A 26,060-nucleotide genomic window follows, 5' to 3' on the forward strand; every position below is an offset into this window, starting at 1 on the left:
CAGCCGCCCGTTCGTACTGCGCGGCCAACGCGTATCCAGAGCCCGCGACGGCATACAACCGTCGGCATCCGGTCAAGCCTCGCGACGTGGCCCGGTCGACTCGCGGACGATCAGCTTCGTCGAAAGGAGGGCTGGGTCCGCGACAGGTTCCTCGCCCTCCATCCGTGCAAGCAGGCTCCGGACGGAACGCCTGCCAGCGGTCTCGAGTTCGGAGCGCACCGTGGTCAGAGAGGGCGTGATCAGCTCGCTCCCGAAGATGTCGTCGAAGCCGGCGACACTCAGTTCGTCGGGAATCCCCACGCCGCGTGCGGCCGCGCCCCGCATCAGGCCGATCGCGATCAGGTCGTTGAACGCGATCACGGCAGTCGGACGAGCCGCGAGCACACGTCGCAGCGCGTCCCTGCCGCCTTGGATCGTCGGCGGATTCGGGCCGATCTCGACGAGCGCGACTCCCAGCGACTCCGACGTCTCGAGCAGCTTCTCCCACCGACGTGCGCTCACCCAAGAGGTCTCGGGACCAGCGAGGTAGACGACGGATCGGTGACCGAGGCCGTAGAGATGGTCCATCAGGTCCTTCACCCCACGATCCACGTCGGGAAGGATGCTGTCGATACCCGCTACGGCCCGGTTGACCAGCACAACCGGGCGTCGCGCCGCGATCGACCGGATGGACTCGTCGCCGAGGCGCGTCGTCGCGAGAACGATGCCATCGACGGTGGGCATCAGCCGCTCCACGGTCTCGGCTTCCGTCTCACCAGACTCCTGCGATTCGGCGATCACCAATGTGTAGCCGGCCGCGGCCGCCTCCTGCTCGGCGCCACGCACGATGCCGAACACGACCGGGTTGGTGATATCTGCCACGACGAGCGCGAACGTGCGACTGCGGCCGGTGTACAAGGCACGCGCGATGGGATTGATGCGGAAGTTCAGTTGCGCCGCAGCGTCGCGAATACGAGCCTCGGTCTTCGCGCTGATGCGGCCGGGTTTGGACAGCGCGCGAGACACGGTAGATGGGTTGACCTTCGCGAGTTCTGCGATGTCGTAGATCGTGGCGTTTCCCCCGCGGCCGCGGATTCGGTCCGCGATCTCGATCGGAATCTCGTCGGACCCCGAGTTCGGTTCCTCGGCTCGTCCGTCAACCATTCGAAGTCACCCACTCAGCTGCTCGCTGGGCGATGACCGCAGGAGCGTCTGACACGTCCAGGGTCACTCCCCGTTCTTCTCCATCTAGCGGTTCGAGAGTAGCAAGCTGCGAATCCAACAATGATGCGGGCATGAAGTGCTCGACACGTGCCGAAGCGCGATGAGCGAGAAGCTCACGGGATCCGTGCAGGTGGACGAACACCGCGGTAGGGCAGGCCACTCGAAGTCGATCGCGATAGTTCCGCCGGAGCGCGGAACATGCCACGACGATCCCCTCCGCGGCTTCCCCCGCGGCGAGCTTCTCGCCGACCGTGTCCAGCCAAGGACGGCGGTCATCGTCGCCCAAGGGAACCCCGGACATCATCTTCTGTCGATTCGCCGAGGGGTGGAGATCGTCGGCATCGATCCATGGCACGTCCAATCGGCGTGAGATGGCTTCGGCGATCGTCGATTTGCCGGCTGCCGAGACACCCATCACGACAACGGCGGGAGCGGCCGCCGAAGCGCGGCCGTCGGGATGGATCATCGTGTCACCAATCGTGCACCGTTCCGTCGAGGAGACGGTTGTACGGCAGGTACGCCTGCTCATACGGGTACTTCCCGGCCTCGTCGAGGTTCAGCTCGACGCCGAGACCGGGCCGCTCGCCGGGGTGCAGGTAGCCATCGGTCCACGTGTAGGACTGCTCGAAGACCTGGTCGGTCCGCGCGCCGTGCTTCATGTACTCCTGGATGCCGAAGTTGTGGATCGACAGGCCCAGGTGCATCGCGGCAGCCATGCCGACCGGGCTGATGTCGGTCGGGCCGTGCATGCCCGACTTGATCTGGTACATCGCGGCGTACTCGAGGGTCTTCTTCAGCGGCGAGATGCCGCCCATGTGCGTGACGGCGCCGCGGACGTAGTCGATCTGCTGGTCGCGGATGAGGTCCTTGAAGTCCCACACCGTGTTGAAGATCTCGCCGATGGCGAGCGGCGTCGTTGTGTGCTGGCGCACGAGTCGCAACGCCTCCTGGTTCTCCGCAGGGGTGCAGTCCTCGAGCCAGAACAGGTCGTACGGCTCGAGGTCCTTGCCGAGCCGAGCCGCCTGGATCGGCGTCATCCGGTGGTGCCCGTCATGCAGGAGCGGGACGTCCGGACCGAACTCGTTCCGCACCGCTTCGAACACCCCAGGCAGGTGGTTCAGGTACGCCCGGGTGTCCCAATCCTCCTCCACGGGCTTCGCGCCGCGCCGCGCCGGCTCGTGGTCGTACCGCACCGACGCGTCGCCGACGTCGGCGCCCTGGGCCGCGATGCCGTAGATGGCCTTGAGCGTCGGCACGCCCGTCTGCACGCGGATCGCCTTGTACCCCTGTTCCTGGTGCGCGCGGATGGAGTCGAACAGCTCGGGCAGTTCCTTGCCCGACGCGTGCCCGTACGCCATGAGCCCGTTGCGTGACGCCCCGCCGAGGAGCTGGTAGACGGGCATCCCGGCCGCCTTGCCCTTGATGTCCCACAGGGCCATGTCGACCGCGGCGATCGAGGCCATCGTGACCGGCCCCCGGCGCCAATAGGCGCTCCGGTAGAGGAACTGCCAGGTGTCCTCGATCCGGCTCGCGTCGCTGCCGATGAGCAGGGGGACGACGTGGTCCTGAAGGTAGGAGACGACCGCGAGTTCACGGCCGTTCAGCGTCGCGTCGCCGAGGCCGGTCAGGCCGTCGTCGGTCGTGAGCTTGAGGGTGACGAAGTTCCGGTCGGGGCTGGTGACGATGACCTCTGCCTTGTCGATGATCATGATGTCCTCTCAGTCCTCGGCTCCGGGTTTGCTGTTCCCGATGCCTCGCCAGCGTTCACGCAGTGCGAATGCCGCGGCCTTGGGCCTGCGGTCGCGGGTGAATACGCCCTTCTTGTTGCCGCCGACGCGGTGGATGCCGAGCGACGTCTCGAAGTCGGCGAAGTTCCAGACCTGTTCGCCTACGAAGGAAGGGATCCGATCGAAGATGCGATGGTGCATCGCCAGGTAGTCCCGCTGGTACTCCTCGGTCCATGGGACGTCCCATACGGAGTGCTGCCCCGGCATCGTGTCGGCACCGTATTCGGTCATCAGGATCGGCTTGCCGTGTGTGTCCGCCCAGGCCCGAAGGTCCATCTCGAGGTACTGCGCGGCGGTCTCGAGGTCGCCGGTGGCGACGTACCAGCCGTAGTACCTGTTCAGACAGATCACGTCGAGGAGGTCTGCGACCTTGTCGTTCTCCGATGTCGCGAACATCACCTCGGCGATCGTCACGGGCCGGGTCGGATCGAGCTCTCGTGTCAGTTCGATGAGCGGTTCGAAGTACTCGCGGGCGCCATCCTCGTTGCTCGCAGGCTCATTCGCAATGCACCACATGACGACGCTCGGATGATTCTTGTCGCGGGCGATGAGCTCGCGCAGGTGCTGCGCGTGCGCATCCCGCGTCTGGTCGTTGCAGCCTTCGGGCGAGAAGGTCGGCGTCGCCGGTGCTCCGGTGAGACCGCCCATCACACCGAGGTTCAGTCCGACCGCGGCGGTCTCGTCGATCACGACGATGCCGTGACGGTCGGCGTACTCGAGCACCTCCTCCGCGTACGGGTAGTGCGACGTGCGGAACGAGTTCGCGCCGATCCAGTTCATCAGCTCGAAGTCGTGCACGAGGTACGCGTTGTCGTGGCCCTTGCCGCGCACGGCGGTGTCCTCGTGCTTGCCGAACCCGGTGAAGTAGAACGGCTCGCCGTTGATGAGGAACTCGGTGGCGGTGACCTCGACGGTGCGGATGCCGACCGGCAGCGTGTACGTGTCGGCGACGGCGCCGTCCTCGACGATCTGCACCTCGAGCTCGTACAGATACGCGGCCCCGGGCTGCCAGAGGGTGGCGTCCGGAACCACGAGCCGGCCGTTCGCGCCGTCGCCGGCGGTGACCTGTCCACCGTCTGCATCGCGGAGGATCACGCGCACGGTTCCGGATGCCTCCACCCGGTAGTCGACCGTGCCGTTCGCCCCCTCGCGACCCGTCGTCACGGTGACGTCCTCGATGAAGCGAGACGGGGTGCTGTAGAGCCACACCGACCGCGCAAGACCGGCGTAGTTGTAGAAGTCGTGGAGGTAGCTCTGCTTCTGCCGACCGTCGGGACCCGTGGTCACCGTTCCGGGCGGGATCGTGATGTTCGTAAGGCAGTTGTCGACGCCCACCGTGAGGCGGAACTCCCCGCCTGCCGTGACGACGTCTGTGACGTCCGCTTCGAAGGGGGTGTATCCGCCGACGTGCTCGGCGACGAGGGTGTCGTCGACGTAGACCGCGCCGGCGTGGGTGGCGGCGTCGAGCCGCAGAACGATCCGCTCGTCCTTCCAGCCGCGCGGGACCCGCACGTTCCGCTGGTACCAGACGAGGCCGACGTGGCCCCGGATGGCAGGATCGACGAACTGGTCGTTGAAGCTCGCAGGCACCGCGACCTCGAGCGATCCCGGCAGCGTCGCCGCCCACGGGGCATCGCCCACCATGGGGTCGGTGGCGAAGCGCCACACACCGTCGAGGTTCACGAACTCGCGGGTCGGGGTCGTCTGAGGCTTGAGCATGGAGTCTCCTGTTCGAACGCGTCGGCGCGATGCGGCTACGCGGTTTCGCTCTCCGTGAGGAGGGCCTTTGTCGTGAGGTCGGCAACGGCGGCATCGACGCGCGCGCAGAAGGCCGCGTCGCCCCCGAGAACGGGGTCGAGGTCGGCGACCTGTCGCGCGGTGCGGCTCTCCGCTGCGGCGCCGGGGGTCTCGACGGCATCGTGGCCGGCGAGTATCCACGCCGCCACGGCCGCCGCGCAGCCGGCCGCGGAGCGTCCCGCCGCTCGTTCGAGGCGCGCCACCGGGACGATGCGCACGCGCATCTTCGTGGTCGCATCGAGGGCGATCTGGGCCAGGCGATGCTCGATCCGTGGGTTGCGGAACCGTGCGAGGAGATCGGCCGCGTAGTCGTCGACCTCGACGCCTGTGAGGTGCCGCGCGTCCTCCTCCCAGAGGGCGGTGACCAGATCGCGGCAGACGGGATCGTCGATGGCCTCGCTGACAAGCGCATGCCCCCGCAGCGGGCCGGAGGCGGCGAGCAGAGTGTGAGCGCCGTTCAGCATCCACAGCTTCCGCGCCCCCCACGGCGCGATGTCGTCGACGAAGCGGGCGCCGGCGGTCTCCCATGCGGGCCGGCCGGAGGGGAAGTCTCCGGCGAGCACCCAGTCCGAGAACGGTTCGGTCACCACCGGTGCACGGTCCGCGACACCCGTCGCGTCGAGGACGAGTTGCGCGTCCTCCGGCGTCCCGCGCGGCGTGATGCGATCGACCGACGTCGACACCACCGAGATGCCGGAGTCGAGCCACGCAGCCAGCGTGCTGCTGGTGGCGGTCGCCAGCGCGCCGAGCGCCTCGCGGACGACGTGCCCGTTGTCGGGGATGTTGTCGCACGGCACGATCGCGAGCGCCGGGGTGCTTATGCGACGGCGCTGTTCGAGCGCAAGCAGCACCCGCCCGAAGGCGGTGCGCGGATACTCGACGCCGGGCAGAGCTGCCTGTGCATCGAAGAGGCGGCGAAGCAGCGCGACGTCGGCTGCGACATCCGGATCCGTGAGGTCGAGTCGACCATCGGCACCGAGTCGGTAGCCGCCCTCGGTGATCGTGAGGGTCAGGATGGCGACGGGCTCGGATGCCGCCAGCTCGACGAACGCGGCGACGTCGGTGCCGGGGATCGCGCGGACTACGCTGTCGACGACCTCGAACGAGTCGCCTTCGGGTCCTCGGACCACGAGGGTGTACTGCCCGTCCTGGTCGGTGAGCTGCGCGGCGATCTCCGTGCTCCGTCCGGTGAAGGCGGCGATGCCCCACTCCGCGGCATCCGTGGCGTGCGCGGTATACCAGGCCTGGTGCGAGCGGTGGAACGCGCCGAGGCCGAGGTGGACGATGCGGACGGGCGGTACCGCGGCTCCGGGCTCACGGTGCAGAGGTACGGGAGAGTAGGGGTTCGTCACAGCTTGAACACCTCCCGCGGGATCGCGTCGACGAGGTCGTCGGCGATGCGTTCGGCAGTCGCCAGCGCGATGCGTCCTTCGGTGACCAGACGCGCGAGATAGGCGGCATCCGCACGCCGGGCCGCATCATGGCGCGCGGGAATCGAGAGAAACGCGCGCGTATCGTCGATGAAGCCGGACGTGCGGTAGAAGCCCGCCGTCTCGGTGACGGCCGAGCGGAAGCGCCCGATCGCGTCGGGGGCGTCGAGGAACCACCAGGGCGCGCCGACGTAGACACTCGGGTAGAACCCCGCGAGCGGTGCGAGCTCACGGGAGAACGTGGTCTCGTCCACGGTGAACAGCACGAGGTGGAAGTCCTTCGCGAGACCGAACCGCTCCAGCAGCGGCCTCATCCCCCGCGTGAAGGTGGTCGGCAGCGGAATGTCGTGCCCGGTATCGGCCCCGAAGCGCTCGTATGTGGCGCTGCTGTGGTTGCGGTGGACACCGGCGTGCACGGTCATCACGAGACCGTCGTCGACGCTCATGCGCGCCATCTGCAGCAGCATGTGGCCGCGGAAGGCGCGCCGCTGCCCGGCGTCCGCCGTCCCAGCGAGGACCTTCTGGAACAGAGCCCCCGCCTCGTGGGGCGCGAGCTCGATCGCGAACGGCTCCTCCACTCCGTGGTCGGCAGACACGGCGCCGTGGCGGATGAAGTGCTCGCGCCTCGCCTCGAGGCCCGAGAGATAGCCGGCGAACGTCGCGGGCTCGCTGGTGGCGGCGAGGAGCGCGGACACGGAGTCGCCGAATCCGACCGCGTCGGGGTCGAGGTATGCGTCGGGGCGGAACGTGGGCAGCACGCGGCCGCCGAGGTCCAGACGAGCCAGCGCATCGTGATCCCCGAGGTCGTCGAGCGGATCGTCCGTCGTCGCCAGGACACGAATATCGAAACGGCGGAACAGAGCCTGCGGCAGGAACGCCGGATCGGCGAGGCGCTCGCCCACGAGGTCGTAGATCTCATGCGCCGTCCCGGCGTTGATGGGCAACCGGATGCCGAGCACGTCGGCGAGTTCGGTCTCGAGCCAGTAGCCCGACGCGGTTCCGGCGAACCGATGCCAGTTCGCCGCGAGCAGTCCCCACGTGCGGCGGGGGTCGGCGCCCGAGAGCTCCGCGAGGTCGACGCCCGCGGCATGCAGCATCCGGGTGACGTAGTGGTTCTTCGTCACGAACAGCTCGGCCGCGTTCTCGAAGGGCGCATCGTCGAGCAGCATCCGTGCGGGAACATGACCGTGGGGCGAGATGATCGGGGCATCCGCGACGCGCGCGTACAACTCCTTCGCCACGTCCCGCGTCGCCGCGTCCGCAGGCAGCAGTCGTTCGGAATCGCGTCCTTGCGTCGCTTGCATACTCCTCATCCAACCTTCTCGGGCAACATTTGTCAATCGGTTGCCAGATTCACCCACGGAACCTCACCATGGTGGCCGTGACGATGCCTCCGAGTACCGCAAGGGCACCGGAAGCGAGGTACAGGACGGTGTACCGGGCCCCTGCGACCGGAGCCAGGCTCATCACGAGCGGGGCGGCCAGGGGCGCTACGGCGCTCGGGATCCTCTGCGAGAACCCGATGATCGCCGAGAAGCGTCCCGCCTGCGTCTCTCGATGCGGCATCACATCGAGGGCCAGCGCCTGGCCGACGGACCCGAACGCGGCGATGCCGACGTTGGAGATCATTGCGCCGGCGATCAGCCCGGGGAGCGTCCACGAGAGGGCCGAGACGATGCATCCGACCGCGAACAGGGCTGCGGCGGTCGCGGTCCACATGCGGCGCGACCCCCATCGGTCGGAGATCCATCCCGCCCCCAGCGCGCCGACGGACGCTGCGGCGATGCCCACCGCCGAGATCGCGGCCATGACGGTGGCGACGTCCTCGACCGGGACGCCGAGCCGCTGGGAGTAGAAGTACGTGCCGTAGGCGATCGTGAGCGACAGTCCGAAGAAGAACAGGAACCTCCCCACCCAAGCCCATGCGAAGGCGGGGTGCCGGCGGGGGTCGAAGGCGAGGCTCCGCACGAACCTCGCGACGGTCAGCGCATCCGCGAAGCGCAGGTGCCGCGAGTCGCCCTCGTGGACGAACAGCGCGAAGGCGAGCACCATCAGCGCACCGAGCAGTGCGGGGACGAGGAACAGCAGCAGTGAGCTTCCGGTCACGAGACCCGCGAGCAGGATGCCGAGCACCGGTGCCACCTGGCCCGCCAGATTCACCAGGCCCGAGACCTGGCCCCGCTGGCGCTCGGGGAGTGTGTCGGCGAGCAGGTTGCCGATCGATCCGCCCGCGGTGCCCCACCCGATGGAGGTGAGCAGCCAGCCTGCCGTGAGGACGGGGATGTTCGGGGCGAACGCGAGCACCGGCACGGCGGCCAGCCCGATTGCGACCCCGAGCACGGTGAACGGTCGCCGCCGTCCCCATCGGGATCGGGTGCGATCGCTGATGATACCGGTCAGAGGAGCGGCGACCAGTGAGCAGACCGCGCCGATGCCGAGGATGTAGCCGAGAACGCTCTCCTGTCCGGGCGCCAGGTCCGCCAGTCGCAGCGCCATCGAGTACGCCATCGGAACCACGAGCGCGAGACCGGCGCCGAACGCGCCGACGAAGATCAGCGCCACGGTGCGTCGCGGCACCCGTCGCTCGGCGGGGTCCGTCTGCGGAGACCCGGGGGCTGACGGCGACAGTGCGTCCACGGCGACGGTCTCGGCGAGGATCACGTCGGTCCGCTCGGGCGATGCTCCCCCCATCCCCCGCACGGCGTCACGATCCTGCGTCATGACGTGCGAGGTGTGAGAGTGAGCTCCCAGCTCCAGGCGTAGTGATCGCCCGCGAGACGATGCACCCGCTGGGTGTCGGGCCCGAGCAGCGCCGTCCCCACACCGCGATGGGCGATGTCGAGATGGACGATCGTGCGCGAGCTGTCAGGGAGCTGCCACCAGTGGGTCGCGTCCTCGAGTTCGTCGAGGGTGTGTCGCGAAGCGCTGACGTGCAGCGGCTGCGCCGACGTCACCGTGACGACGCCCGCCGGTCCCGAGATCTCGAGATGGTCGACGCCGCCGCGCGTGCCGTTCTCCTGAGGGATCAGGTAGGGCGTCGCGAGGTCGTCGATGGAGCTCGCCCATCGCCCCAGCAGGGCGGAGCTGTGGCGGTCGGGGTAGTTCTCCCACGGGCCGAGTCCGACCCACTCGGCGTCGTCGAAGCGTCCCTCGAGTTCGAAGCGGACCCCAACCCGGAGCCCGTCGCGCGTGCCCTCGGGAAGGGAGACCTCTTCATCGATGCGGTAGCCGCCGGCGACCTCCGAGATGCGGCGCCGATGCACGACCTGGTCGTCCCATGCGGTGGCGTACCGGATGGTGACGAGTGTGGCGTCGTCGGTCTTCTCGACCACGACGGACGACGGGGTCAGGGAGAAGAAGCCGGATCGGACGAAGCGCTTGTCGAGTGCGAACGAGTTGTCGTTGTCGACCATGGCGCGCCACAGGCACAGTTCGGGCGGTGCCGCGAGCAACGGATGGGCGATCGCGCCGTCGTCGGTGACGTCGGCAGGCTGGCCTGCCTCGCGCAGCGGTCGCGGAGTCCGGGGCAGCACGACCTGTTCCACGCTCAGCTCGGTCCCCGCGGGCGCCCAGATCGCGTCGCGCGCGGTCCGCACGCTCAGCGAGAGCGCGAGCGCGTCGTCCCCTGCGAGGCTCGAGGCGACCTCTTCGGGGAGGGTCAGCGCGGTTGCCTCACCGGGTTCCAGGTTCAGCGAGATCGGCGTGCTGCTGACCGCGCCGTCTCGCGTTTCGACACGGAGCTCGAACGCGAGATCACTGAGATCGGCGAAGTGACGCCGGCTGCAGACGCGGATCGTCCCGGCGAGCGCGTCGGCGGCATCCGACGTGATCCGCACGGGGCTGAAGATGCCGCGCATCTCGAACATGGCGGGCTTGGGGGTGGCATCCGAGAACGCGATGCCGTTGAGCATCGTGGCGCCGTCGTGGGCGGTGTCGTCGAAGTCGCCGCCGTAGCGGAAGGTCCCGTCGCCCTCGATGTCGAGGGCGTGGTCGGTGAACTCCCAGATGAAACCGCCCTGCAGAGCGGGGAGGGTTTCGAAGAGGCGCCAGTACTCGGCGAGTCCGCCGGTGGAGTTCCCCTGCGAGTAGGCGTACTCGCACAGGATCAGCGGGCGATCCGTTCGCTCGTCGTTCGCGTAGCCCTCGAGCGCGGCGAACGACGGGTACATCGGCGCCACGATGTCGGTCGCGCTGCGTCCGCCGTGCCAGTCGGTGGCGATGGCGCCTTCGTAGTGGACGGGACGGGACGGGTCGGTGCTGCGCACCCAGGCCGCTGCGGCGTCCTGGGCGGCGCCGTGTCCGGACTCGTTGCCGAGCGACCAGGCGATCACGCACGGGTGGTTGCGGTCGCGCAGCACCATGCGCTGGACGCGCTCGACGATGGGGAGGAGGTAGTCGGGATCGTCCGGGATCCGGGAGGCGAAGGCGTGCGCTTCGACGTCAGCCTCGTCCACGACGAGGAAGCCGACCTCGTCGCACAGGTCGAGGAACACCGGGTCGTTGGGATAGTGCGCGGTGCGGATCGCGTTCACGTTGAAGCGCTTGAGGAGGCTCAGCTCCTTCAGCATCCGGTCGCGGCTGATCACCCGTCCGGTGCGCTCGTCGATGTCGTGCCGGTTCACCCCCCGGATGAGGACGCGTGCGCCGTTCACGAGAAGGTCGCTGCCGACGATGCGGACGGTGCGGAATCCGACCCGCAGCGAGACGGCGTCGATGTCGGCGCCGTCGGGGTCGACCAGCGTGACGCGCACGTCGTACAGGGCGGGGCGCTCGGGAGACCACGGCTGCACATCGATGTCGACCAGTTCGGCCTTCGCGGTCCCGGCGATGCCGAAGGTCGGCATCGCCATGGATCCGAGATTGGGGATAGCACGGAACTCGGTCGGGATCGGCGCGCTGGCCGCCTTGATGCTGAGAAGGTCCATCACGTCGTCGGGGAGCATCGGCGCGGGGCGGCTGTCGCGCTCCTTGGCCGGCTTGGGGAGTGTCGGCGCGGCGACGCGTGCGGCGATGTCGGCCTCGGCGGTGTGCTCGGCTGCCTCGACTCGCACCTTGTAGCCGCCGTCCCGGCGCTGCGCGAGGCCCGCGGTCTCCACGTCGAGCCGGAGCGATCCGATCGCGCGTTCGTGATCCCAATCGGCGTGTACGACGACATCCGCGATCCGGATCTCGGGAACGATCGAGATCCACACCGACCGCGAGATGCCGGACTGCCACCACTGGTCCTGGTCTTCGAGATAGCTCTCCTCGGACCACTTGGCGACGGCGAGCTCGATGCTGTTGTCGCCGTCCACGGCGACGTCGGTGATGTCGAAATCCGCCTCGAGATGGGAGTCCGTACTCGGCGCGTAGGCGTGGCCGTTGACGGTGACGGTCAGCTGCCCCTCGGCCGCGCCGACATGGAGGATGATCCGCGTCCCCGGCTCGGGGCGGAGAGCGACGAGGCGTCGGTAGACACCGGTGGGGTTGTCGGCCGGGACGGTCGGGGGCATCTCGTCGAACGGCATCGGCACGTTCGTGTAGAACGGCCGGTCCTGCGGCGAGGACATCGTCCACAGCGACGGAACCTCGGCGGTCTCCCATGCGTCCGAGTGCTGGGCGTCGGGTGTCGGGAGCAGCTGGAAGTCCCAGGTTCCGTCGAGGGGGATGTCTGCCGGGCGCCGAACGGCGCGCATGGTCTCGCGCTTCATCGGGCGCCTCCGTTCAGGCTCGCGCCGCCGGTGCGGGCGACGTCGCCGAGCCACGTGAAGCTCGGCTTGGGGGTGCGGGCGAAGGTCTCACGGTCCACGGCGATGAGCCCGAAGGTCGGGTCCCAGTGCCCCCACTCGTAGTTGTCGAGCAGGCTCCAGTGCAGGTAGCCGCGGATGTCGACGCCGTCGGCGACCGCGCTCGAGACGGCCTCGAGCGCGCCGCGCGTGTAGGAGATGCGCTGTTCATCGTCCTTGGTGGCGATGCCGTTCTCGGTGATGAGGATCGGCACGCCGCCGGTGACCTCCCACGCGTGGCGGGCGGCGATCCCGACCGCGTCGGGCCGGTAGGGCGTGCCGACGAGGGTGTCGTCCGGCTGTGGCGTGTGCGGGACCGGACCGTCCGGGCCGACGGGGATCGTCGAGTACGACTGCACGCCGATGAAGTCGTCACCGCGTGCGGCTTCCAGGTAGAGGTCCTCCCACACCCAGCTCAGTTCGCGGGCCGCCTGCTCACCGCCGGGGAGGACCTCGTAGGCGCGGTTGGCGACCGTCCATCCGACCTTGGCGTCGGTGCGCTCGTGCAGGATCTCGCGCGCGGCGTGGTGGGCCCGGATGAAGCGCCGGCCGATCTCGGGATCGGGCGGCGGCAGCTGCGGGCGCGGGCGCTCGGTGTCGCCCTCGATCGTGGGGCTCGTCCATTCCTTGGCCGCCTCGGGGTCGGCGGCGAGGCGTGCCATTCCGGTCATCATGGCGAGCATGTTGGGCTCGTTGATCGTGGCGATCCAGTCGACGCCCTCGAGGATGCCGGTCACGGCCTCGACGTACGAGCGGTATCGGTCGACGGCGGAATCGGCGAGCCATCCGCCCTCCTGCGCGAGCCACTGCGGATTCGTGAAGTGATGAAGCGTCACGACCGGGGTGAGACCGGCCTGCTGCACGGTCTCGATCATGCGGCGGTAGTGGGCGAGCTGTGCCTTCGAGATCATTCCCGGTCGCGGTTCGATCCGCGCCCACTCGATCCCGAAGCGGTACGCGGTGTATCCCGCGTCCGCGAGGAGGCGGACATCCTCGCCGTACCGGTGGTAGCTGTCGCAGGCGTCCCCGCTGAATTCCATCCCCGGCATGCGACCTTCGCTCGCCCAGAAGTCGCTGGCCGTGTTGTTACCCTCGGTCTGGTGCGGGGCGGTGGACGCTCCCCAGAGGAAGCCGTCGGGGAATGTGGTCATCATCGATCCGTCCTTATGGTGAACGAGCACGAGCGTAACATCAATTTCGCAATCAGTTGCAGTTTTCGAAGGAGCACTCCATGAAGCGAGGTGCCGAACGCGGTCCCTACGCCAAGACCGCGGACGTCCGGCGAAAGATCGTCGAGGCGTGCATGGAGGCCTTCGCCGCGACCGGCTTCCAGGCCACGACCATGGCCGAGGTCGCCCGCCGGGCAGGCATCAGCCACAACGGACTCCTCCACCACTTCCCCACGAAGGAGGACCTGCTCCTTGCCGTGATCGAACGTCGCGACTCACAGATCGCCGCCACACTGGCGGGCGCCGGCACCCCGGACGCCGAAGCCGATCCCCGCGAGATCCTGGCGAGCTCGATCCGCGCCACCGCGCCGGAGAAGTGGTCGGTGGCGGACCTCGAACTCGACGCCGTGCTGTCCGGCGAGGCCGCAGTCGCTGAACATCCCGCACACGCAGCGATCGCGGAGCGCTACGAAGGCATCCGCCACTTCTACGCGCGCCTTCTCGGTCAGCTGAGCGATCAGGACCGGCTTCGGACTGACGGCGGCGACCCGGACGCTCTGGCGACGATGTTCCTCGCGCTGGCCGAGGGCCTCCGGCAGCAATGGCTGTTCGACAAGGACGGCGTCGATGTGGCCGCGTCGATGGACCTGTTCTTCGATCTCATCGTCACGGGCGAGCAACCCTGAGCCGCGCCTGAATTTTGCAACGGGTTGCGAAATTCGGTTGAGGGTGCTTCACTGTTGCCTGAAGTCGCGCGGCTTCGAACCGCGCGCAGTGCTTGAACCACAATGGCGCGGATGGAGACCCGACGATGAGGCACCCCGATCCCCTTCTGCCGACGGCGGCGCGATTCATCGGCGCTCCCGAGGCTCTCGGCGACGCCGCTCCGTATCTGCGATTCGCATTCACTCTCGAGGAGCAGCCGGTCGCCGCCACCCTGCGCGCGACGGCCCTGGGCATCGTCGAGCCGTGGCTCAATGGAGCCCGCGTCGGCGACGAGGTGCTCGCACCGGGGTGGACCTCCTACCGTCACCGCGTGATCGTGTCCGACCACGACGTCAGCGAGGCCGTCCACGCGGGAGAGAACGTCGTCGGCGCGATCGTCGGCCGCGGCTGGGCAGCGGGCCGGCTCGGCTGGGACGGTGCAGCCCAGTACTACACCGATCGACCCGCCGCCTGGATCGAACTCCGACTCGAGTTCGCCGACGGCTCGCAGCGCACGATCGACAGCTCGGACCGGTTCCGCGTCGCCACGGGCGCCGTGCTCGCGGACGATCTGTACGACGGCGAGACGTACGACGCGCGACTCGAGCCCACGGGCTGGTGCGCTCCGGGTTTCGATGACTCGGCCTGGGTTCCTGCCGAGGAGCGCGAGTGGGATCTGGCCACTCTCGAGCCGCGCACCGCGGAGCCGATTCGCGCGACCGAGGTGCTGCATCCGGTCGAGATCACGACCAGCGCGAGCGGTGCCCGAATCATCGACTTCGGACAGAACATCTCGGGCTGGGTGCGGCTGCGCGTCGCCGGCCCCGCCGGGACCGAGCTCACGCTCCGACACGGTGAGCTGCTGACCCCCGACGGCGAGCTCGAGACCGTGAACCTCCGCAGCGCCCAGGCCGTCGACCGGTATGTCCTCGCCGGATCCGTCGTCGAACAGTGGGAGCCGCGCTTCACGTTCCACGGCTTCCGCTACGCGGAGATCACCGGCTGGCCGGGGGCGCTCGCGCCCGAGGACGTCGACGCCGTCGCCATCCACACCGACATGACCCGCACGGGCTGGCTCGAGACCTCCGACGAGCTGCTGAACAAGCTGCACGCCAACACGGTCTGGGGCATGCGCGGCAACTTCGTGGGCCTTCCCACCGACTGCCCGCAGCGCGATGAGCGACTGGGCTGGACGGGCGACGTCAACGCCTTCGGCCCGACCGCCGCGTTCCTGTACGACGTCCGCGGGGTTCTCTCCTCGTGGCTCGCGGACGTCGCCGCCGAGCAGACCGAGCTCGGGTACGTCCCGTGGTACGTTCCGCAGATCACCGGTCGCACGCAGGCGCCGACGGCCCTGTGGGGCGACGTGGTCGTCAGCCTGCCCTGGGCGATGTACCAGGAGTACGGCGACCTCGGCCTGCTCGACCAGAGCTACCCGTCCGCCGTCGCGTTCGTGGACCAGGTCGAAGAGCTCCTCGACGACAAGGGACTCTGGTCCAACGGCTACCAGTTCGGCGACTGGCTCGACCCCGATGCGCCCGGCGAGCGGCCCGACCTGGCGAAGGCCGACCGGTTCCTGGTCGCGACGGCGTACTTCGCGCGCGTCTCGCGTGAGATCGCCGACATCGCCTCGGCACTGGGGCGCGCCGCCGACGCCGAGCGGTATCGCACGCTCGCCGCGCGGGTGCGAGACGCCTTCCTCCACGAATACGTCGCGCCCTCGGGCCGCATCGTCGACGAGTCCCCCACCGCCTACGCCCTGGCCATCCGCTTCGGCCTGCTGGAGGGCGACCGCAAGGCCCGCGCAGGAGAGCGCCTCGCCGCCAAGATCGCCGAGAGCGGATTCCGCATCTCGACCGGCTTCGCCGGCACGCCCCATGTCCTCGACGCCCTCGTCGAGACGGGGCACGCCGACGTCGCCTACCGGCTCCTCATGCAGCAGGAGAGCCCGTCGTTCCTGTATCCGGTCACCATGGGCGCCACCACGATCTGGGAGCGCTGGGACGCGGTGCGCCCCGACGGCACCCTTCACCCGTCCGCCATGACATCGCTCAACCACTACGCCCTCGGCGCGGTCGCCGACTGGATGCGCCGCCGCATCGGCGGGCTCACGGCTCTGGAGCCCGGCTACCGGCGCGTCGAGATCGCTCCCCTCCCGGGCGGCGGGCTCACCTCGGCATCCGTCTCGCACGACACGCGCTTCGGGCGCATCGAGGCGGCGTGGCGCATCGACGGGACGGCCGCGACCCTCACGGCGACCATCCCCGACGGCGTCACCGCCGTGGTCTCGCCGCCGCTGCACCCCGATGCGCTCACCCAGGAGGTGACGGCCGGCAGCCACACGTGGACCTACGAGCTCACCGTGGCCGAGATGCCGGAGTTCGACCTGGATACCCCCATCAGCGAGATCGTCGCGTTCCCCGACGCTTGGGACGCGGCATTCGACGCGATCCTGCAGCACCACCCGTTCCTGAAGGACTACATGCCCGAGCCGCCGCCCGCGGGGACGCCGGAGGGACAGATGTCGTTGCGATTCATGCTGAGCCAGATCCCCGGATCGGGCCCGACCGTCGAGGCGGACGTGTACCGTGCCCTCCAGGACGCCCGGGCCCGCTCGCTGCCCGGCGCCCTGGTCTGATCAGAGAACGAAGAATGGTCGACCTCGCACCGCACGTCAGCTCGGCTCACGGGCGCAATCCCGTTCTCCCGCTGGACGTCCACATCCCGGACGCCGAGGCGCGTGCCATGCCGGACGGACGGCTGTACCTGTACGGCAGCCTCGACGAGCGCGAGGACCGCTACTGCAGCGGTCGGTACCGCGTGGCCTCGACCGCCGATCTGCGCGAGTGGACGATGCATCCCACGTCGTTCACCACCGACGACGTGCCGTGGGCGGGTGTCGTCCCGCCGTCCGGCCGGTCGTTCCTCGACGGCGTGACGTCGTACGACGAGCTTCCCGAGTACGCGCGCGCGATGCTCCCACCCGGAGCGATGGACGTTCCGTTCGAGGAGTTCGCCGCGGGTGTGCGCGCGGCGACGGCCCAGCGCCAGCCGACCGAGCCCCTGCTCTACGCGCCCGACGCGATCGAGCGCGATGGCCGGTACTACCTGTACTTCTGCATGTCGGACGACAGCGAGGGCGTCGCGGTCGCCGATGACCCCGCTGGGCCGTTCGCCGATGCCACGCGCCTGCCGATCTCGCAGATCGACCCGGCGGTATTCGTCGATGACGACGGCCAGGCCTATCTGTACTGGGGGCAGTTCTCGGCGAACGTTGCGCACCTGAACCGCGACATGATGTCGATCGATGAGTCCTCGATCGTCAACGGTCTGATCACCGAAGCCGAACACCACTTCCACGAGGGCTGCTCGATGCGCAAGCGCGACGGCGTCTACTACCTCGTGTTCGCCGACACCTCCCGCGGCAAACCCACCTGTCTCGGCTACGCCACCAGCACGAGCCCGCTCGGCCCGTTCGAGTACCGCGGCGTCATCATCGACAACGCCGACTGCGATCCGGAGAGCTGGAACAACCACGGCTCGATCGAGTGCGTCGACGGCCAGTGGTACGTCTTCTACCACCGCTCCTCGCGCGGGTCCTCGAGCATGCGACGCGTGTGCATCGAGCCCATCCGGTTCCTCCCCGATGGGAGCATCCCGGAGGTCCCGATGACCTCGCAGGGCGCCGGCGCCCCCTATGGACCCGGCGAGACGATCCCCGGCTCGTCGGCGTGCTCGGTCACGGGAACCGCCCGGATCGCCCCCGTCGCGGAGGGCGAAGCCGTCGTCGGGTTCGCCGACGGCGACACGGCGATCTTTCGCTACATCGAGAGCGAGGTCGCCATGCGCACCGTCCACGTCGACCTGCGCGGTACGGGCCGGATGCTCGTCCTCGCAGACGGGACGCCGCTCACCGAGGTCGACGCGGGCGCGGCCCCGACTCCGATCGACCTCGCGCCGGGCCGCCATGAGATCACCGTCCAGGCCCGCGACCCCCGGGATCTCGAGTTGATCGGGCTCCGTTTCGATCGGTGACCAGCGCGCTCTCAGACGCCCGCGGGTAGCGTTGCCTGGCCCCCAACCCACGCATCACGTTGGTCACACGAATGACCGCGGCGCTCGTGGTCAAGATCCCGTTCCACCGCTGGCAGCCGGTGCACATGGTCACCATGGTGGTGTTCTCGCTGCTGACCGTGCACGCGTTCTCGCCTCGAAGGGATTGGGGGCGACACCGGCGTTCGCGATCTCGGCAGGGATCTTCGCCGTCGTCGGAACCCTGAGCATGGCGGTCAGACTCGTCGACAAGGCGCGCGGCGGCGCCGAGTACGAGGTCATCGCGACCACACGGACGGCGCGCGAGGTGGAGATCTCCCTCTCTCCCGCGGGACCCCGGACCATCCTGCCGCCGAGGGCCGGCCAGTTCGCGTTCCTCACGGCCAGCCCTGGCGGAACGCGCGAGACGCACCCCTTCGCGCTCAGCAGCGCGGCCGTGGACCACGCTCACGTCGAGAGCGGGCACGACTGACGCGGAGCAGTCGCGGCAGGAAGTAGCCCACCGAGAGGTTGATGACGCAGAACACGATCGCGATGAGCGCGATGCTGCCGAGGTACGGAACGATGTCGCCGCTCTGGACGATGAGCGCGCCGACGAAGACGGCCAGGAGGATGACGATCGAGGCGACGCGCATCGGACGGTCGAGCCGTGCGGAGAACTGCGGCGCGCGGGAGCGGACCAGCATGCCGAAGGCGATCGGCACCAGCGCGATCACGAAGACCTGCAGCGTGTCCAGCGGCTGCAGGCCGATGGAGGTGTCGTCCTCCAGGAAGTACGCGAACGAGAGATTCGCGATGAGGGGGAAGGTGCACACCGAGATCACGGAGTTGATCGCGAGCACGGTGACGTTGAACGCCACGTCTCCGCGGAACAGGTGGCTGAACAACGACGCGGACGCGCCCCCCGGGCAGGCGGCGATGAGCATCATCCCCGCGGCGAGATACGGACCGGCCTCGCCGGCGTTCTGCAGGCCGGTCGCGAGCACCATCGCGAAGCAGAGGGCGGGGAGCAGGACCAGCTGGCACCCGAGTGCGATCAGCACTTCGCGCGGCGAGCGGGAGGAGGAGGGTGAGCATCGTGACGTCGGCGCCGGTCAGGCCGGGCGTCCATCCGCCGACGAGGGCTCCGGCAGGTCGATCATCACTTTGATCGCTCCGCCGCGTCGTTCGACGTAGGTCGCGAAGGCCTCATCGATTCCCTCCAGCGGGAAGCGATGGGTGATCAGTGCACCGAGAGGCAGGCGACCGCGCGTCGCGAGGGCGACGGCCCGAGCCACCGACCCGCTCCCTTCCCCACGGACCGTGCGCAGTGTGATCCCCGAGGTGACCGCGCGGTTGAGATCGGCCGTGACCGGCGTGCCGAAGAAGCCGACCAGGACGACGTCGCCGCCGCGCTTGCACATGAGCAACGCCGGGTCCACCGCCGCCGCGGCTCCGGAGCATTCGAGGACGATGTCGGCGCCGATGCCGCCGAAGGCCGCTCGCACCCGCTCCACCGCATCCGGGAGGCGACCGTCGACGACCATGTCGGCGCCCAACTCCGTCCCGATCTGCAGACGTTCCGCCCGGGTTCCGACGAGAACGACCTTCGCCGCCCCGAGTTCCCGGGCGATCTTCACGGCGATCAGTCCGATCGGCCCCGGCCCGACCACCGCGACGGTCGCCCCGACGAGCATGCGCGGCAGCACATCGAAGGCGTGCATCACCGTGCCGGCCGTCGTGAGCAGCACCGCCTCGTCGAAGCTCACCGCGTCGGGCAGCCGGGTCAGCGTGGAGACGTGGTTGAGGGCGTACTGCGCGAATCCCCCGTTCACCGTCATCCCCTGGGCCCGATGGCCCTTGGACCGGTCGCCGTAGTTGAGGCAGTCGGTGTACGCGCCGCGCAGGCAGTTGGCGCAACGCATGCAGCCCCGATGCGCTTCGGTGACCACTCGATCTCCGGGCGCGAACTCGTCGACGGAGCTCCCGACCTCGGCGACGACCCCGGCGTACTCGTGCCCGGGGATGAAGTCGGCGCTCGGAGGTGGCCCGCCGTCGAAGAAGGCATGGCTGCGGATCTTCACATCGGTGCCGCAGAGGGACGCCCGCCGCACCTCGACGAGGACTTCGTCGGGACCCGGCACCGGCCTCGGAACCGTGCGCACCTCGATCTCACCGGGGTCTCCCAGCACCGCTGCCGTCATCGTCGTCGAAGCCAAGGCATCCTCCGTCTGCGCATCTTTGCGAACCCGTTCACAGAACCACGAGCACGATGGCGGCGTCCAAGATGCAGATCGCGCGCCGGTCATAGTCATCGTCTATGGGCTCGTCGTCACGCCCTCAGGACCAGCACGTAGGCCCTCTCGATCGGCTTTCCGCCCCGGTCGCCTAGGCTGTGCCGATGAGGTTGCGTCAGCTCGAGTACTTCGCGGCGATCTGCGACCAGGGATCGTTCACCGGTGCGGCGCAGGCACTGTTCGTCGCCCAGCCGTCTCTGTCCCAGCAGATCCGTGAACTCGAGCGCGAGCTCGGCACTGCGCTGCTCGAGCGAAGCCACCACGGCGTCTCGCTCACGCCTGCGGGCCGTGCGTTCCTGCCGCACGCTCGCGCCGCCGTAGAAGCCGCCGAGGCGGGGCGGCGAGAAGTCTCGCGCGTCATCGACGGTGTGGCCGGCGAGATCAAGGTGCTCACGGTCGGCTCGGTCGCTGCGAACGTCCTTCCGTCGGGCCTCGCGCGCTGGCGCGAACAGTCGCCTTCAACCGTGCTGAGTCTGCACGACTTCACACACCGGCGCGATCTGGAAGCGGCCATGCGCGCGGGCCGCGGCGATGTGGCCGTGGGCCCACGACCCGCGGACTGGGACGGCGACGTCGTCTCACTGGGATTCGAGGAGCTCGTCGTCGTCGGCAAGGGTCCCTTCGACCGCGACGCCGTCGATGGGCGCACGCTCGAGGCGGCTGACTGGATCCACTTCGAAGGCGAGCAGGGCATGGGCGATGTCGTCGACTGGGCGACATGGTCGCTCGGCATCACTCCCCGTGTGGTCGTGCGTGTGGGCCAGGTGGCAGCGGCCCTGGGGCTGGCCGTCGAAGGTGTGGGGCTGACGATCGTTCCGGCCAACGCCGTTCCCCTCGGCTGGAGCGGGAACGTGCGCTCCCCCCAGCCGCGCCTGTACCGGGAGCTGGTGGCATACACCAGGGGCGCGGCCTCCGCTTCCGCCCGCGGCTTCATCGAGACGCTGACATCGGTGGACCTGCCCATCGCGGCACCCGCCGAGCTGCCGCTCGGTTCGCTCACGCTGTAGCGGGCTCCCCCCACCGACCGGAATCGCGTGGCTACGGGTTCGGCACGCGGGCACGCGTATCGCGCCTGGCGAGGCGCCCGAGAAGGAAGTCGACCTCGTCGCGTTCCCGCTTCGACAGCTCACGTCCGGGCCGTCGCTGCGCCGCGGAGTCGAGAATGCCGCGACGCTGCATGACGTACTTGCGCACGGCCAGCCCGGTACCGGGCTGCTGCTCGTACCTGATCAGCGGCAGGTGCGCGTCGAACAGGTCATGCGCCTCGTCCCGTCTGCCCGAAGAGGTCAGGCGCACCATGTCGAGGAGCAGCTCGGGGAAGCAGTAGCCGGTCATGGCGCCGTCCGCGCCCCGTTCCAGTTCGAAGTCCAGGAACAGGCCGCCGTTCCCGCACAGGATCGAGAGACGCCGCTGCCCCGCCGCCTCGCGTTCCCGGATGGCTGTGATCTTCTCCAGACCGGGCCAGTCCTCATGCTTCAGCATCACGATCGACGGGACCGTCTCCACGATCTGGGAGATGACACGGGGAGAGATCTGCACCGAGAACGACAGCGGATAGTCCTGCAGGCAGATCGGCACATCCGGCCCGAGCGCCTCCGCAGCCTGGGTGTAGTGCGCGATGATCTGGTCATCGGTGCGCAGGGTGTTGGGCGGTGCGACCATGACCCCGGCCGCGCCCATGGTCATCACCTCGTGCGCCAGCGTGCGCATCGTGCCGAACCCGGGAGCGGTCACCCCGACCACCACCGGAAGGGCGGTACGCTCCAGCACCGTGCGGACGATCGCAAGCGATTCCTCCGCTGCGAGTTTGGGGGCTTCCCCCATCTGGCCGAGCACGGTCAGGCCGGTGACGCCCGCCGAGGCGTAGAAGTCGATGAGCCGGCGCAGCGAGGCGGAGTCGACCGCTCCATCCGGGTGGAACGGTGTCGGAGCGATGGCGAAGACACCCCGCGAGTCCGCGTCGATCGCCATGTCAGATGCTCCCGATCATTCCGCCGTCGACCCGGAGGACCGAGCCGGTGATGAACGAGGCACGCTCGCTGGCCAGGAACGCCGCGGCGGCACCGAACTCGTCGGGCCGGCCGTATCTCCCCACGGGGATCGTCGCCGCGCTCTCGCGCTCGACGTCGCCGATCGGCATGCCCTCCCGCGCGGCCCGCGCTCCGTCGATCGCGCGGGTGCGCGCGGTGGCGATCCGGCCGGGCACGAGCACGTTGCACGTGACGCCCGACGCGGCCACCTCCCGCGCGAGCGTCTTCGACCACCCGACCAGCGCGGAGCGCAGCGAGTTGGACACGGCGAGGTTCGGAATCGGCGCGATCACGCCGGAACTGGTGCACGTGACCACACGCCCCCATCCGCGGCTCTGCATTCCCGGGACGACGCGGTCGGCTGTCGCGAACACCGACAGGATCATGGAATCGAACCACCCGCGCCACTCGTCGGAGCTCACACCCAGCGCGCGGCCCGGTCGCGGCCCGCCGGTGTTGTTGACGATGATGTCGACAGGGCCGAGCTCGTCCTCGATGCGGCTCACGTGGGAATCGACCGCGGCGACGTCGGCCAGGTCCCATGCGACGGGGATCGCGGTCCCCCCGTCACGACGGATCCGCGCTGTCGTCGCCTCGAGGTTGTCGAGAGATCTCCCCGCGGCCGCGACACGAACGCCCTCGGCCGCAAGGGCCTCGGCGATCGCGCCGCCCAGCCCTCCGCCGGCTCCCATCACCACTGCGACCCTGCCGTCGATGCCCAGTTCCACGTCTTCACCCTTCTCGCGCGGCCGCGCTCGTCATGCGCGTCCGCCGACCTCGGCCGCCGGCCAGCGGATGACCTCGTCGTCCCGATGGAAGACGTCGAGGTGCTCGTGAAGAACGTCGAGTCCGAAGTCCGCGACGGGGTCTCGCCAGGCCGCGTGGCAATGGTTCCCCTCACGCTGTGTGTTGTCGTACTCGATGAGTATCCGCGGACCCTGGATGCGGTAATAGTGCGGCCGCCCACGGTCGGCGCTTCCCGCCCAGGCGAAGTGCACGGCATCCAGATTCGCGCCGACGGAGTAGAACGCCGACTCCTCGGCCGCGATCTCGTCGGGAGCGCGGCCCGTGTACGCGGTGATCGTCTGCAGCAGCAGGGCACGCTGACCGGGGCTCAGCGCGGAGCCCGGTATCCCTTTGGGGTCGCGCGTCAGGCTCAGCACGGCGTAGGCCGCATCGTCGAAACCCGATCGCTCCTCCTCCCGATCGTGGATCGAGGAGATGTAGTCGGCAAGGCGCGGCTCGCGGAACCTGCCCCGCCAGACGTCATCCATCCGCGGCATCCGAGCGTCGTCGCCGATCAGCGTCCTGTTGCCTCCGACGATGTCCGCCGGAGCGCGGTCGAGGAGGGTCGCCAGATCGCGCTGGCCGGGGCCGAGTGCGTGGAGCAGGGCACGGGCATGGTCCTCTCCCGCTCCGAGCGGCCGCACGTGACCGCCGCCGACGAACCCGGCCTCGGCCGGGTCGCTGCCGAAGAAGCTCGGCGTCGCCGAGACGAGGCGACCGTCGACCACGAGGTTGTTCATGGAGATGTGGTGCCCTCCGAAGCGCCAGGCCCATGTTCCGCTGCCCGGCGTGCCGAACACGCGCAGGTAATAGCGCTGCGGATCGCGTCCCCGTTCCATGCCCCAGTCGATCCGCCACGACTCGAGACGATCGAGGATGTTCTCGGTGCCCATGATCACGCAGGCGGTGACATAGCCCTCCATGGAGAGACCCGACGACACGAGCTGCATGGCGAGGGACTGCTGCTGCGGGGACTGCTCATGCAGCGTTACTCCCCCGTGATCGGTGGGCGTGAAGAACCATGTGAGGCGATCGTCCTCCGAGGGTGAACCTGCACCGGGGCCATCGGCGACGGCGAGCGCGCGCTGCCCGGCGTCGAGCGACGCCAGCCATTCCGCCGCCGCGGAGGCCATGCGCTGGGCGACTGCTTCGCGGCCTCGGGTTGCGACTGTCTCACTCACGTCCGGAACATCCCTCCTGCTCCTGTGTCACCGCGTCCGTGCTCGGGCGCGGATCGACAGGAGCCGGTGACGCCTTGTCGAGTCCTGCGTCAGCGGCGACCAGGGCTTGCTTCGCGCTCATACAACCGCACCGGGCGCAGCCCGCGCCAAGACGAATCGACTGTCGGGCCCATATGCAACGCCTATGGGCCCGACCGCGCGGCCGGATGCCGAGGGCGCGGCCGCTCAGCTCACAGAGGTGAGCAGCTCCTTCATCTGGCCGGCAGGATCAGCGTGGCGCGACGCGGCGCCAGTCGCGAGAGGCGGTCGAGCATGGTGACGTCCTTGCCGGGCGGCCGCGAGGTGATGCGCTTCGATCTGCAGCTCTCTCGCGCCCATCGGGATGCTGCTTTCCACGCCAGGCAACCTCCCTCCACCGCGGGCACGTGCTCAAAGAACCTGAGCCCCCGCTCAGGAGAAGTAGCGCCTCGCCACTTGACTGCATCCATGAATATCGGCAACACTGTATCTGTAATCAACCTCCGTCCGATCAGGATCGCATTGTTCGCTCGGGATGGACGCTCACCTCGGCGGGCAGTAACGGGAATTCCGCTACTGGAAGGGAATCCGATTGCGCAGAAAGTAGGAATTGATCGTGAGTCGCACAATGTTGTGCGGAGCGCACGTCGTCTCAATGTCGCCTGAACGCCCCGACTCCGAACGCGTGGACATCCTCATCGATGGCGACCGTATCGTCGACATCGGGGGGGACCTGGATGCTCCGGACGCAACGGTCATCCCCCTTGACGGGCGCATCGTGATCCCCGGGCTGGTCAACGCACATCTCCACACCTGGCAGACGGCCCTCAGATACATCGGGGCCGACTGGTCACTCCCGGAGTACCTGGCGAAGGCTCACGGCGAGATCGCTCACCGCTACCACCCCGAAGACATCTACGCCGGCACGCTCGCCGGGGCCCTTGATCAGATCGATTCCGGTGTCACCACGATCGGGGACTGGTCGCACAACTGTGTCACACCGGAACACGCAGATGATTCGGCCTGGGTATCGTTCCGTCCTCTAATTCAGGATGGATGACGATGCCGAAGAAGTTTGACCCCGAGATGCGCGAGCGAGCGCTGCGGATGCTCGCTGAGGCGATGCCCTCGCATGTGAACAAGACCGCCGCGGTGCGCCATGTCGCCGATCTGCTCGGGATGAGCCCCGAAACGCTGCGGACCTGGGCGCGCCGGGTCGAGGTGGACGAGGGCCGCGCCGCGGGCACGCCGACGGACGTGCTCGAGGAGAATCGTCGCCTGAAGCGCGAGGTCGCTGAGCTGCGCAAGGCGAACGAGGTGCTCAAGGCGGCGAGCGTGTTTTTCGCGAAGGAGCTCGACCGACCCTCGACGAGATGATCGGGTTCATCGACGAGTACCGGGATCGTTTCGGGGTCGAGCTCATCTGCCGGGTGCTGCGCCCGGCCGTGCGAGGGTTCGTCACCGCCCGCGGGTACCGGGCGGCGAAGACCCGTGTGCCCTCGGCCAGGGCGTTGCGCGATGAGTTGCTCGTACCGGAAGTCGCTCGACTGCATGCGGAGAACTACGGCGTGTACGGGCGCCGCAAGATGCACGCCCTGCTGCGCCGGCAGGGCTGGGACGTCGGCCGGGACCAGACCGAGCGGCTGATGCGGCTGGCCGGGGTGCGTGGAGTGCGACGGTCCAAGAAGGTGTTCACGACGAAGCCCGATCCGGCGCAAGCCAGGCCGAAGGATCTCGTACAGCGACGGTTCACCGCACCCGGTCCGCGGCGGCTGTGGGTGGCCGACGTCACCTACGTCGCCACATGGTCCGGGTTCGCGTACGTCGCCTTCGTCACCGACGTGTACTCCCGCCGCATCG

The 26,060-nt window shown here is 68.9% G+C and carries 21 protein-coding genes, 1 pseudogene and 1 other annotated feature; of the genes and pseudogenes, 8 read left to right on the top strand and 14 right to left on the bottom strand.

The window, feature by feature from the left end:
- Nucleotides 1–72 precede the first annotated feature (72 nt).
- From ABME01_RS10105 to ABME01_RS10145, 9 genes are read right to left on the bottom strand one after another with little or no spacing between them, the layout of a single operon-like run.
- Complete coding sequence (locus tag ABME01_RS10105) at nt 73–1,143, bottom strand: LacI family DNA-binding transcriptional regulator (RefSeq protein ID WP_353828277.1); 1,071 nt, start codon at nt 1,141–1,143, stop codon at nt 73–75.
- Entirely contained in the window at nt 1,136–1,669 is a 534-nt protein-coding gene (locus tag ABME01_RS10110; protein WP_353828278.1) for a gluconokinase, read from the bottom strand. The genes ABME01_RS10105 and ABME01_RS10110 overlap by 8 nt, the downstream gene beginning before the upstream one ends.
- Nucleotides 1,670–1,673: 4 nt before the next feature.
- Complete coding sequence (gene manD / locus ABME01_RS10115) at nt 1,674–2,912, bottom strand: D-mannonate dehydratase ManD (RefSeq protein WP_353828279.1); 1,239 nt, start codon at nt 2,910–2,912, stop codon at nt 1,674–1,676.
- 9 nt (nt 2,913–2,921) lie between these two features.
- Nucleotides 2,922–4,709 carry a beta-glucuronidase gene (gene uidA, locus ABME01_RS10120; protein ID WP_353828280.1) on the bottom strand — a complete coding sequence of 596 codons (1,788 nt, stop codon included), beginning with the start codon at nt 4,707–4,709 and terminating at the stop codon, nt 2,922–2,924.
- A 35-nt stretch (nt 4,710–4,744) separates the two neighbouring features.
- Nucleotides 4,745–6,139 (bottom strand): mannitol dehydrogenase family protein, encoded by a 1,395-nt coding sequence (locus tag ABME01_RS10125; protein ID WP_353828281.1) that lies wholly within the window; start codon nt 6,137–6,139, stop codon nt 4,745–4,747.
- A complete protein-coding gene (gene uxaC / locus ABME01_RS10130) occupies nt 6,136–7,521 on the bottom strand; it encodes a glucuronate isomerase (RefSeq protein ID WP_353828282.1) in 1,386 nt (461 codons plus the stop codon). Before uxaC ends, ABME01_RS10125 begins: the two co-directional genes overlap by 4 nt.
- A 49-nt stretch (nt 7,522–7,570) precedes the next feature.
- A complete protein-coding gene (locus ABME01_RS10135) occupies nt 7,571–8,938 on the bottom strand; it encodes an MFS transporter (RefSeq protein WP_353828283.1) in 1,368 nt (455 codons plus the stop codon).
- The gene (locus ABME01_RS10140) at nt 8,935–11,907 is read right to left on the bottom strand and encodes a glycoside hydrolase family 2 TIM barrel-domain containing protein (RefSeq protein WP_353828284.1); all 2,973 of its coding nucleotides are present in this window, start codon (nt 11,905–11,907) and stop codon (nt 8,935–8,937) included. The genes ABME01_RS10135 and ABME01_RS10140 overlap by 4 nt, the downstream gene beginning before the upstream one ends.
- The gene (locus ABME01_RS10145) at nt 11,904–13,136 is read right to left on the bottom strand and encodes a glycoside hydrolase family 1 protein (RefSeq protein ID WP_353828285.1); all 1,233 of its coding nucleotides are present in this window, start codon (nt 13,134–13,136) and stop codon (nt 11,904–11,906) included. Before ABME01_RS10145 ends, ABME01_RS10140 begins: the two co-directional genes overlap by 4 nt.
- Nucleotides 13,137–13,213: 77 nt before the next feature.
- On the opposite strand from ABME01_RS10145, the gene ABME01_RS10150 reads away from it, so the two are divergent.
- From ABME01_RS10150 to ABME01_RS10165, 4 genes are all read left to right on the top strand, one after another.
- A complete protein-coding gene (locus ABME01_RS10150; RefSeq protein ID WP_353828286.1) occupies nt 13,214–13,837 on the top strand; it encodes a TetR/AcrR family transcriptional regulator in 624 nt (207 codons plus the stop codon).
- Between the two features lie 125 nt (nt 13,838–13,962).
- Nucleotides 13,963–16,494, top strand: coding sequence for an alpha-L-rhamnosidase (locus ABME01_RS10155; RefSeq protein ID WP_353828287.1), 2,532 nt, complete (start codon nt 13,963–13,965; stop codon nt 16,492–16,494).
- A 107-nt stretch (nt 16,495–16,601) separates the two neighbouring features.
- Nucleotides 16,602–17,891: a family 43 glycosylhydrolase gene (locus tag ABME01_RS10160; protein WP_353828288.1), complete on the top strand. Its 1,290-nt coding sequence runs from the start codon at nt 16,602–16,604 to the stop codon at nt 17,889–17,891.
- 247 nt (nt 17,892–18,138) lie between these two features.
- Nucleotides 18,139–18,381 carry a ferredoxin reductase domain-containing protein gene (locus ABME01_RS10165; RefSeq protein WP_353828289.1) on the top strand — a complete coding sequence of 81 codons (243 nt, stop codon included), beginning with the start codon at nt 18,139–18,141 and terminating at the stop codon, nt 18,379–18,381.
- Here the strand turns inward: ABME01_RS10165 and ABME01_RS10170 are convergent.
- Nucleotides 18,332–18,955: pseudogene (locus tag ABME01_RS10170) on the bottom strand (bile acid:sodium symporter family protein); the annotation flags it as partial. The gene ABME01_RS10165 and the pseudogene ABME01_RS10170 sit on opposite strands and share 50 nt — an antisense overlap.
- Nucleotides 18,956–19,003: 48 nt before the next feature.
- Complete coding sequence (locus tag ABME01_RS10175; RefSeq protein ID WP_353828290.1) at nt 19,004–20,197, bottom strand: zinc-dependent alcohol dehydrogenase; 1,194 nt, start codon at nt 20,195–20,197, stop codon at nt 19,004–19,006.
- A gap of 92 nt (nt 20,198–20,289) precedes the next feature.
- Between ABME01_RS10175 and ABME01_RS10180 the strand changes: the two genes are divergently transcribed.
- Nucleotides 20,290–21,192 (top strand): LysR family transcriptional regulator, encoded by a 903-nt coding sequence (locus tag ABME01_RS10180; RefSeq protein ID WP_154347784.1) that lies wholly within the window; start codon nt 20,290–20,292, stop codon nt 21,190–21,192.
- Nucleotides 21,193–21,223: 31 nt separating this feature from the next.
- Here ABME01_RS10180 and ABME01_RS10185 read toward each other — a convergent pair whose 3' ends face one another.
- The 3 genes from ABME01_RS10185 to ABME01_RS10195 are packed head-to-tail and all read right to left on the bottom strand — an operon-like array spanning nt 21,224 to nt 24,182.
- Nucleotides 21,224–22,156 carry a dihydrodipicolinate synthase family protein gene (locus ABME01_RS10185; protein WP_353828291.1) on the bottom strand — a complete coding sequence of 311 codons (933 nt, stop codon included), beginning with the start codon at nt 22,154–22,156 and terminating at the stop codon, nt 21,224–21,226.
- A 1-nt stretch (nt 22,157) separates the two neighbouring features.
- A complete protein-coding gene (locus tag ABME01_RS10190; RefSeq protein WP_353828292.1) occupies nt 22,158–22,943 on the bottom strand; it encodes an SDR family oxidoreductase in 786 nt (261 codons plus the stop codon).
- Between the two features lie 30 nt (nt 22,944–22,973).
- A complete protein-coding gene (locus tag ABME01_RS10195; protein ID WP_353828293.1) occupies nt 22,974–24,182 on the bottom strand; it encodes a DUF3500 domain-containing protein in 1,209 nt (402 codons plus the stop codon).
- A gap of 703 nt (nt 24,183–24,885) precedes the next feature.
- Here ABME01_RS10195 and ABME01_RS10200 point away from each other — a divergent pair.
- The 3 genes from ABME01_RS10200 to ABME01_RS10210 all read left to right on the top strand — a co-directional run.
- Nucleotides 24,886–25,260, top strand: coding sequence for an amidohydrolase family protein (locus ABME01_RS10200; RefSeq protein ID WP_353828294.1), 375 nt, complete (start codon nt 24,886–24,888; stop codon nt 25,258–25,260).
- Nucleotides 25,257–25,577 carry a transposase gene (locus ABME01_RS10205; RefSeq protein ID WP_155050427.1) on the top strand — a complete coding sequence of 107 codons (321 nt, stop codon included), beginning with the start codon at nt 25,257–25,259 and terminating at the stop codon, nt 25,575–25,577. Before ABME01_RS10200 ends, ABME01_RS10205 begins: the two co-directional genes overlap by 4 nt.
- Nucleotides 25,535–25,648, top strand: a sequence feature (AL1L pseudoknot). Its footprint overlaps the gene before it by 43 nt.
- The coding region (locus ABME01_RS10210; RefSeq protein ID WP_353828295.1) for an IS3 family transposase at nt 25,574–26,060 on the top strand (487 nt) is incomplete at its 3' end. Its footprint overlaps the feature before it by 75 nt. The genes ABME01_RS10205 and ABME01_RS10210, both read left to right, overlap by 4 nt.

The organism is Agromyces litoreus (assembly GCF_040496015.1).
Lineage (GTDB): Bacteria > Actinomycetota > Actinomycetes > Actinomycetales > Microbacteriaceae > Agromyces > Agromyces litoreus.

Excerpts from the sequence above, each read along its gene's own strand:
- uxaC (WP_353828282.1), bottom strand. The coding sequence starts at position 7,521 with ATGCAAGCGACGCAAGGACGCGATTCCGAACGACTGCTGCCTGCGGAC.
- ABME01_RS10110 (WP_353828278.1), bottom strand. The coding sequence starts at position 1,669 with ATGATCCATCCCGACGGCCGCGCTTCGGCGGCCGCTCCCGCCGTTGTC.
- uidA (WP_353828280.1), bottom strand. The coding sequence starts at position 4,709 with ATGCTCAAGCCTCAGACGACCCCGACCCGCGAGTTCGTGAACCTCGAC.
- ABME01_RS10105 (WP_353828277.1), bottom strand. The coding sequence starts at position 1,143 with ATGGTTGACGGACGAGCCGAGGAACCGAACTCGGGGTCCGACGAGATT.
- ABME01_RS10185 (WP_353828291.1), bottom strand. The coding sequence starts at position 22,156 with ATGGCGATCGACGCGGACTCGCGGGGTGTCTTCGCCATCGCTCCGACA.
- ABME01_RS10150 (WP_353828286.1), top strand. The coding sequence starts at position 13,214 with ATGAAGCGAGGTGCCGAACGCGGTCCCTACGCCAAGACCGCGGACGTC.
- manD (WP_353828279.1), bottom strand. The coding sequence starts at position 2,912 with ATGATCATCGACAAGGCAGAGGTCATCGTCACCAGCCCCGACCGGAAC.
- ABME01_RS10160 (WP_353828288.1), top strand. The coding sequence starts at position 16,602 with ATGCCGGACGGACGGCTGTACCTGTACGGCAGCCTCGACGAGCGCGAG.
- ABME01_RS10140 (WP_353828284.1), bottom strand. The coding sequence starts at position 11,907 with ATGAAGCGCGAGACCATGCGCGCCGTTCGGCGCCCGGCAGACATCCCC.
- ABME01_RS10175 (WP_353828290.1), bottom strand. The coding sequence starts at position 20,197 with ATGACCGGCGCGCGATCTGCATCTTGGACGCCGCCATCGTGCTCGTGG.
- ABME01_RS10155 (WP_353828287.1), top strand. The coding sequence starts at position 13,963 with ATGAGGCACCCCGATCCCCTTCTGCCGACGGCGGCGCGATTCATCGGC.
- ABME01_RS10145 (WP_353828285.1), bottom strand. The coding sequence starts at position 13,136 with ATGATGACCACATTCCCCGACGGCTTCCTCTGGGGAGCGTCCACCGCC.
- ABME01_RS10135 (WP_353828283.1), bottom strand. The coding sequence starts at position 8,938 with ATGACGCAGGATCGTGACGCCGTGCGGGGGATGGGGGGAGCATCGCCC.
- ABME01_RS10165 (WP_353828289.1), top strand. The coding sequence starts at position 18,139 with ATGGCGGTCAGACTCGTCGACAAGGCGCGCGGCGGCGCCGAGTACGAG.
- ABME01_RS10180 (WP_154347784.1), top strand. The coding sequence starts at position 20,290 with ATGAGGTTGCGTCAGCTCGAGTACTTCGCGGCGATCTGCGACCAGGGA.
- ABME01_RS10205 (WP_155050427.1), top strand. The coding sequence starts at position 25,257 with ATGACGATGCCGAAGAAGTTTGACCCCGAGATGCGCGAGCGAGCGCTG.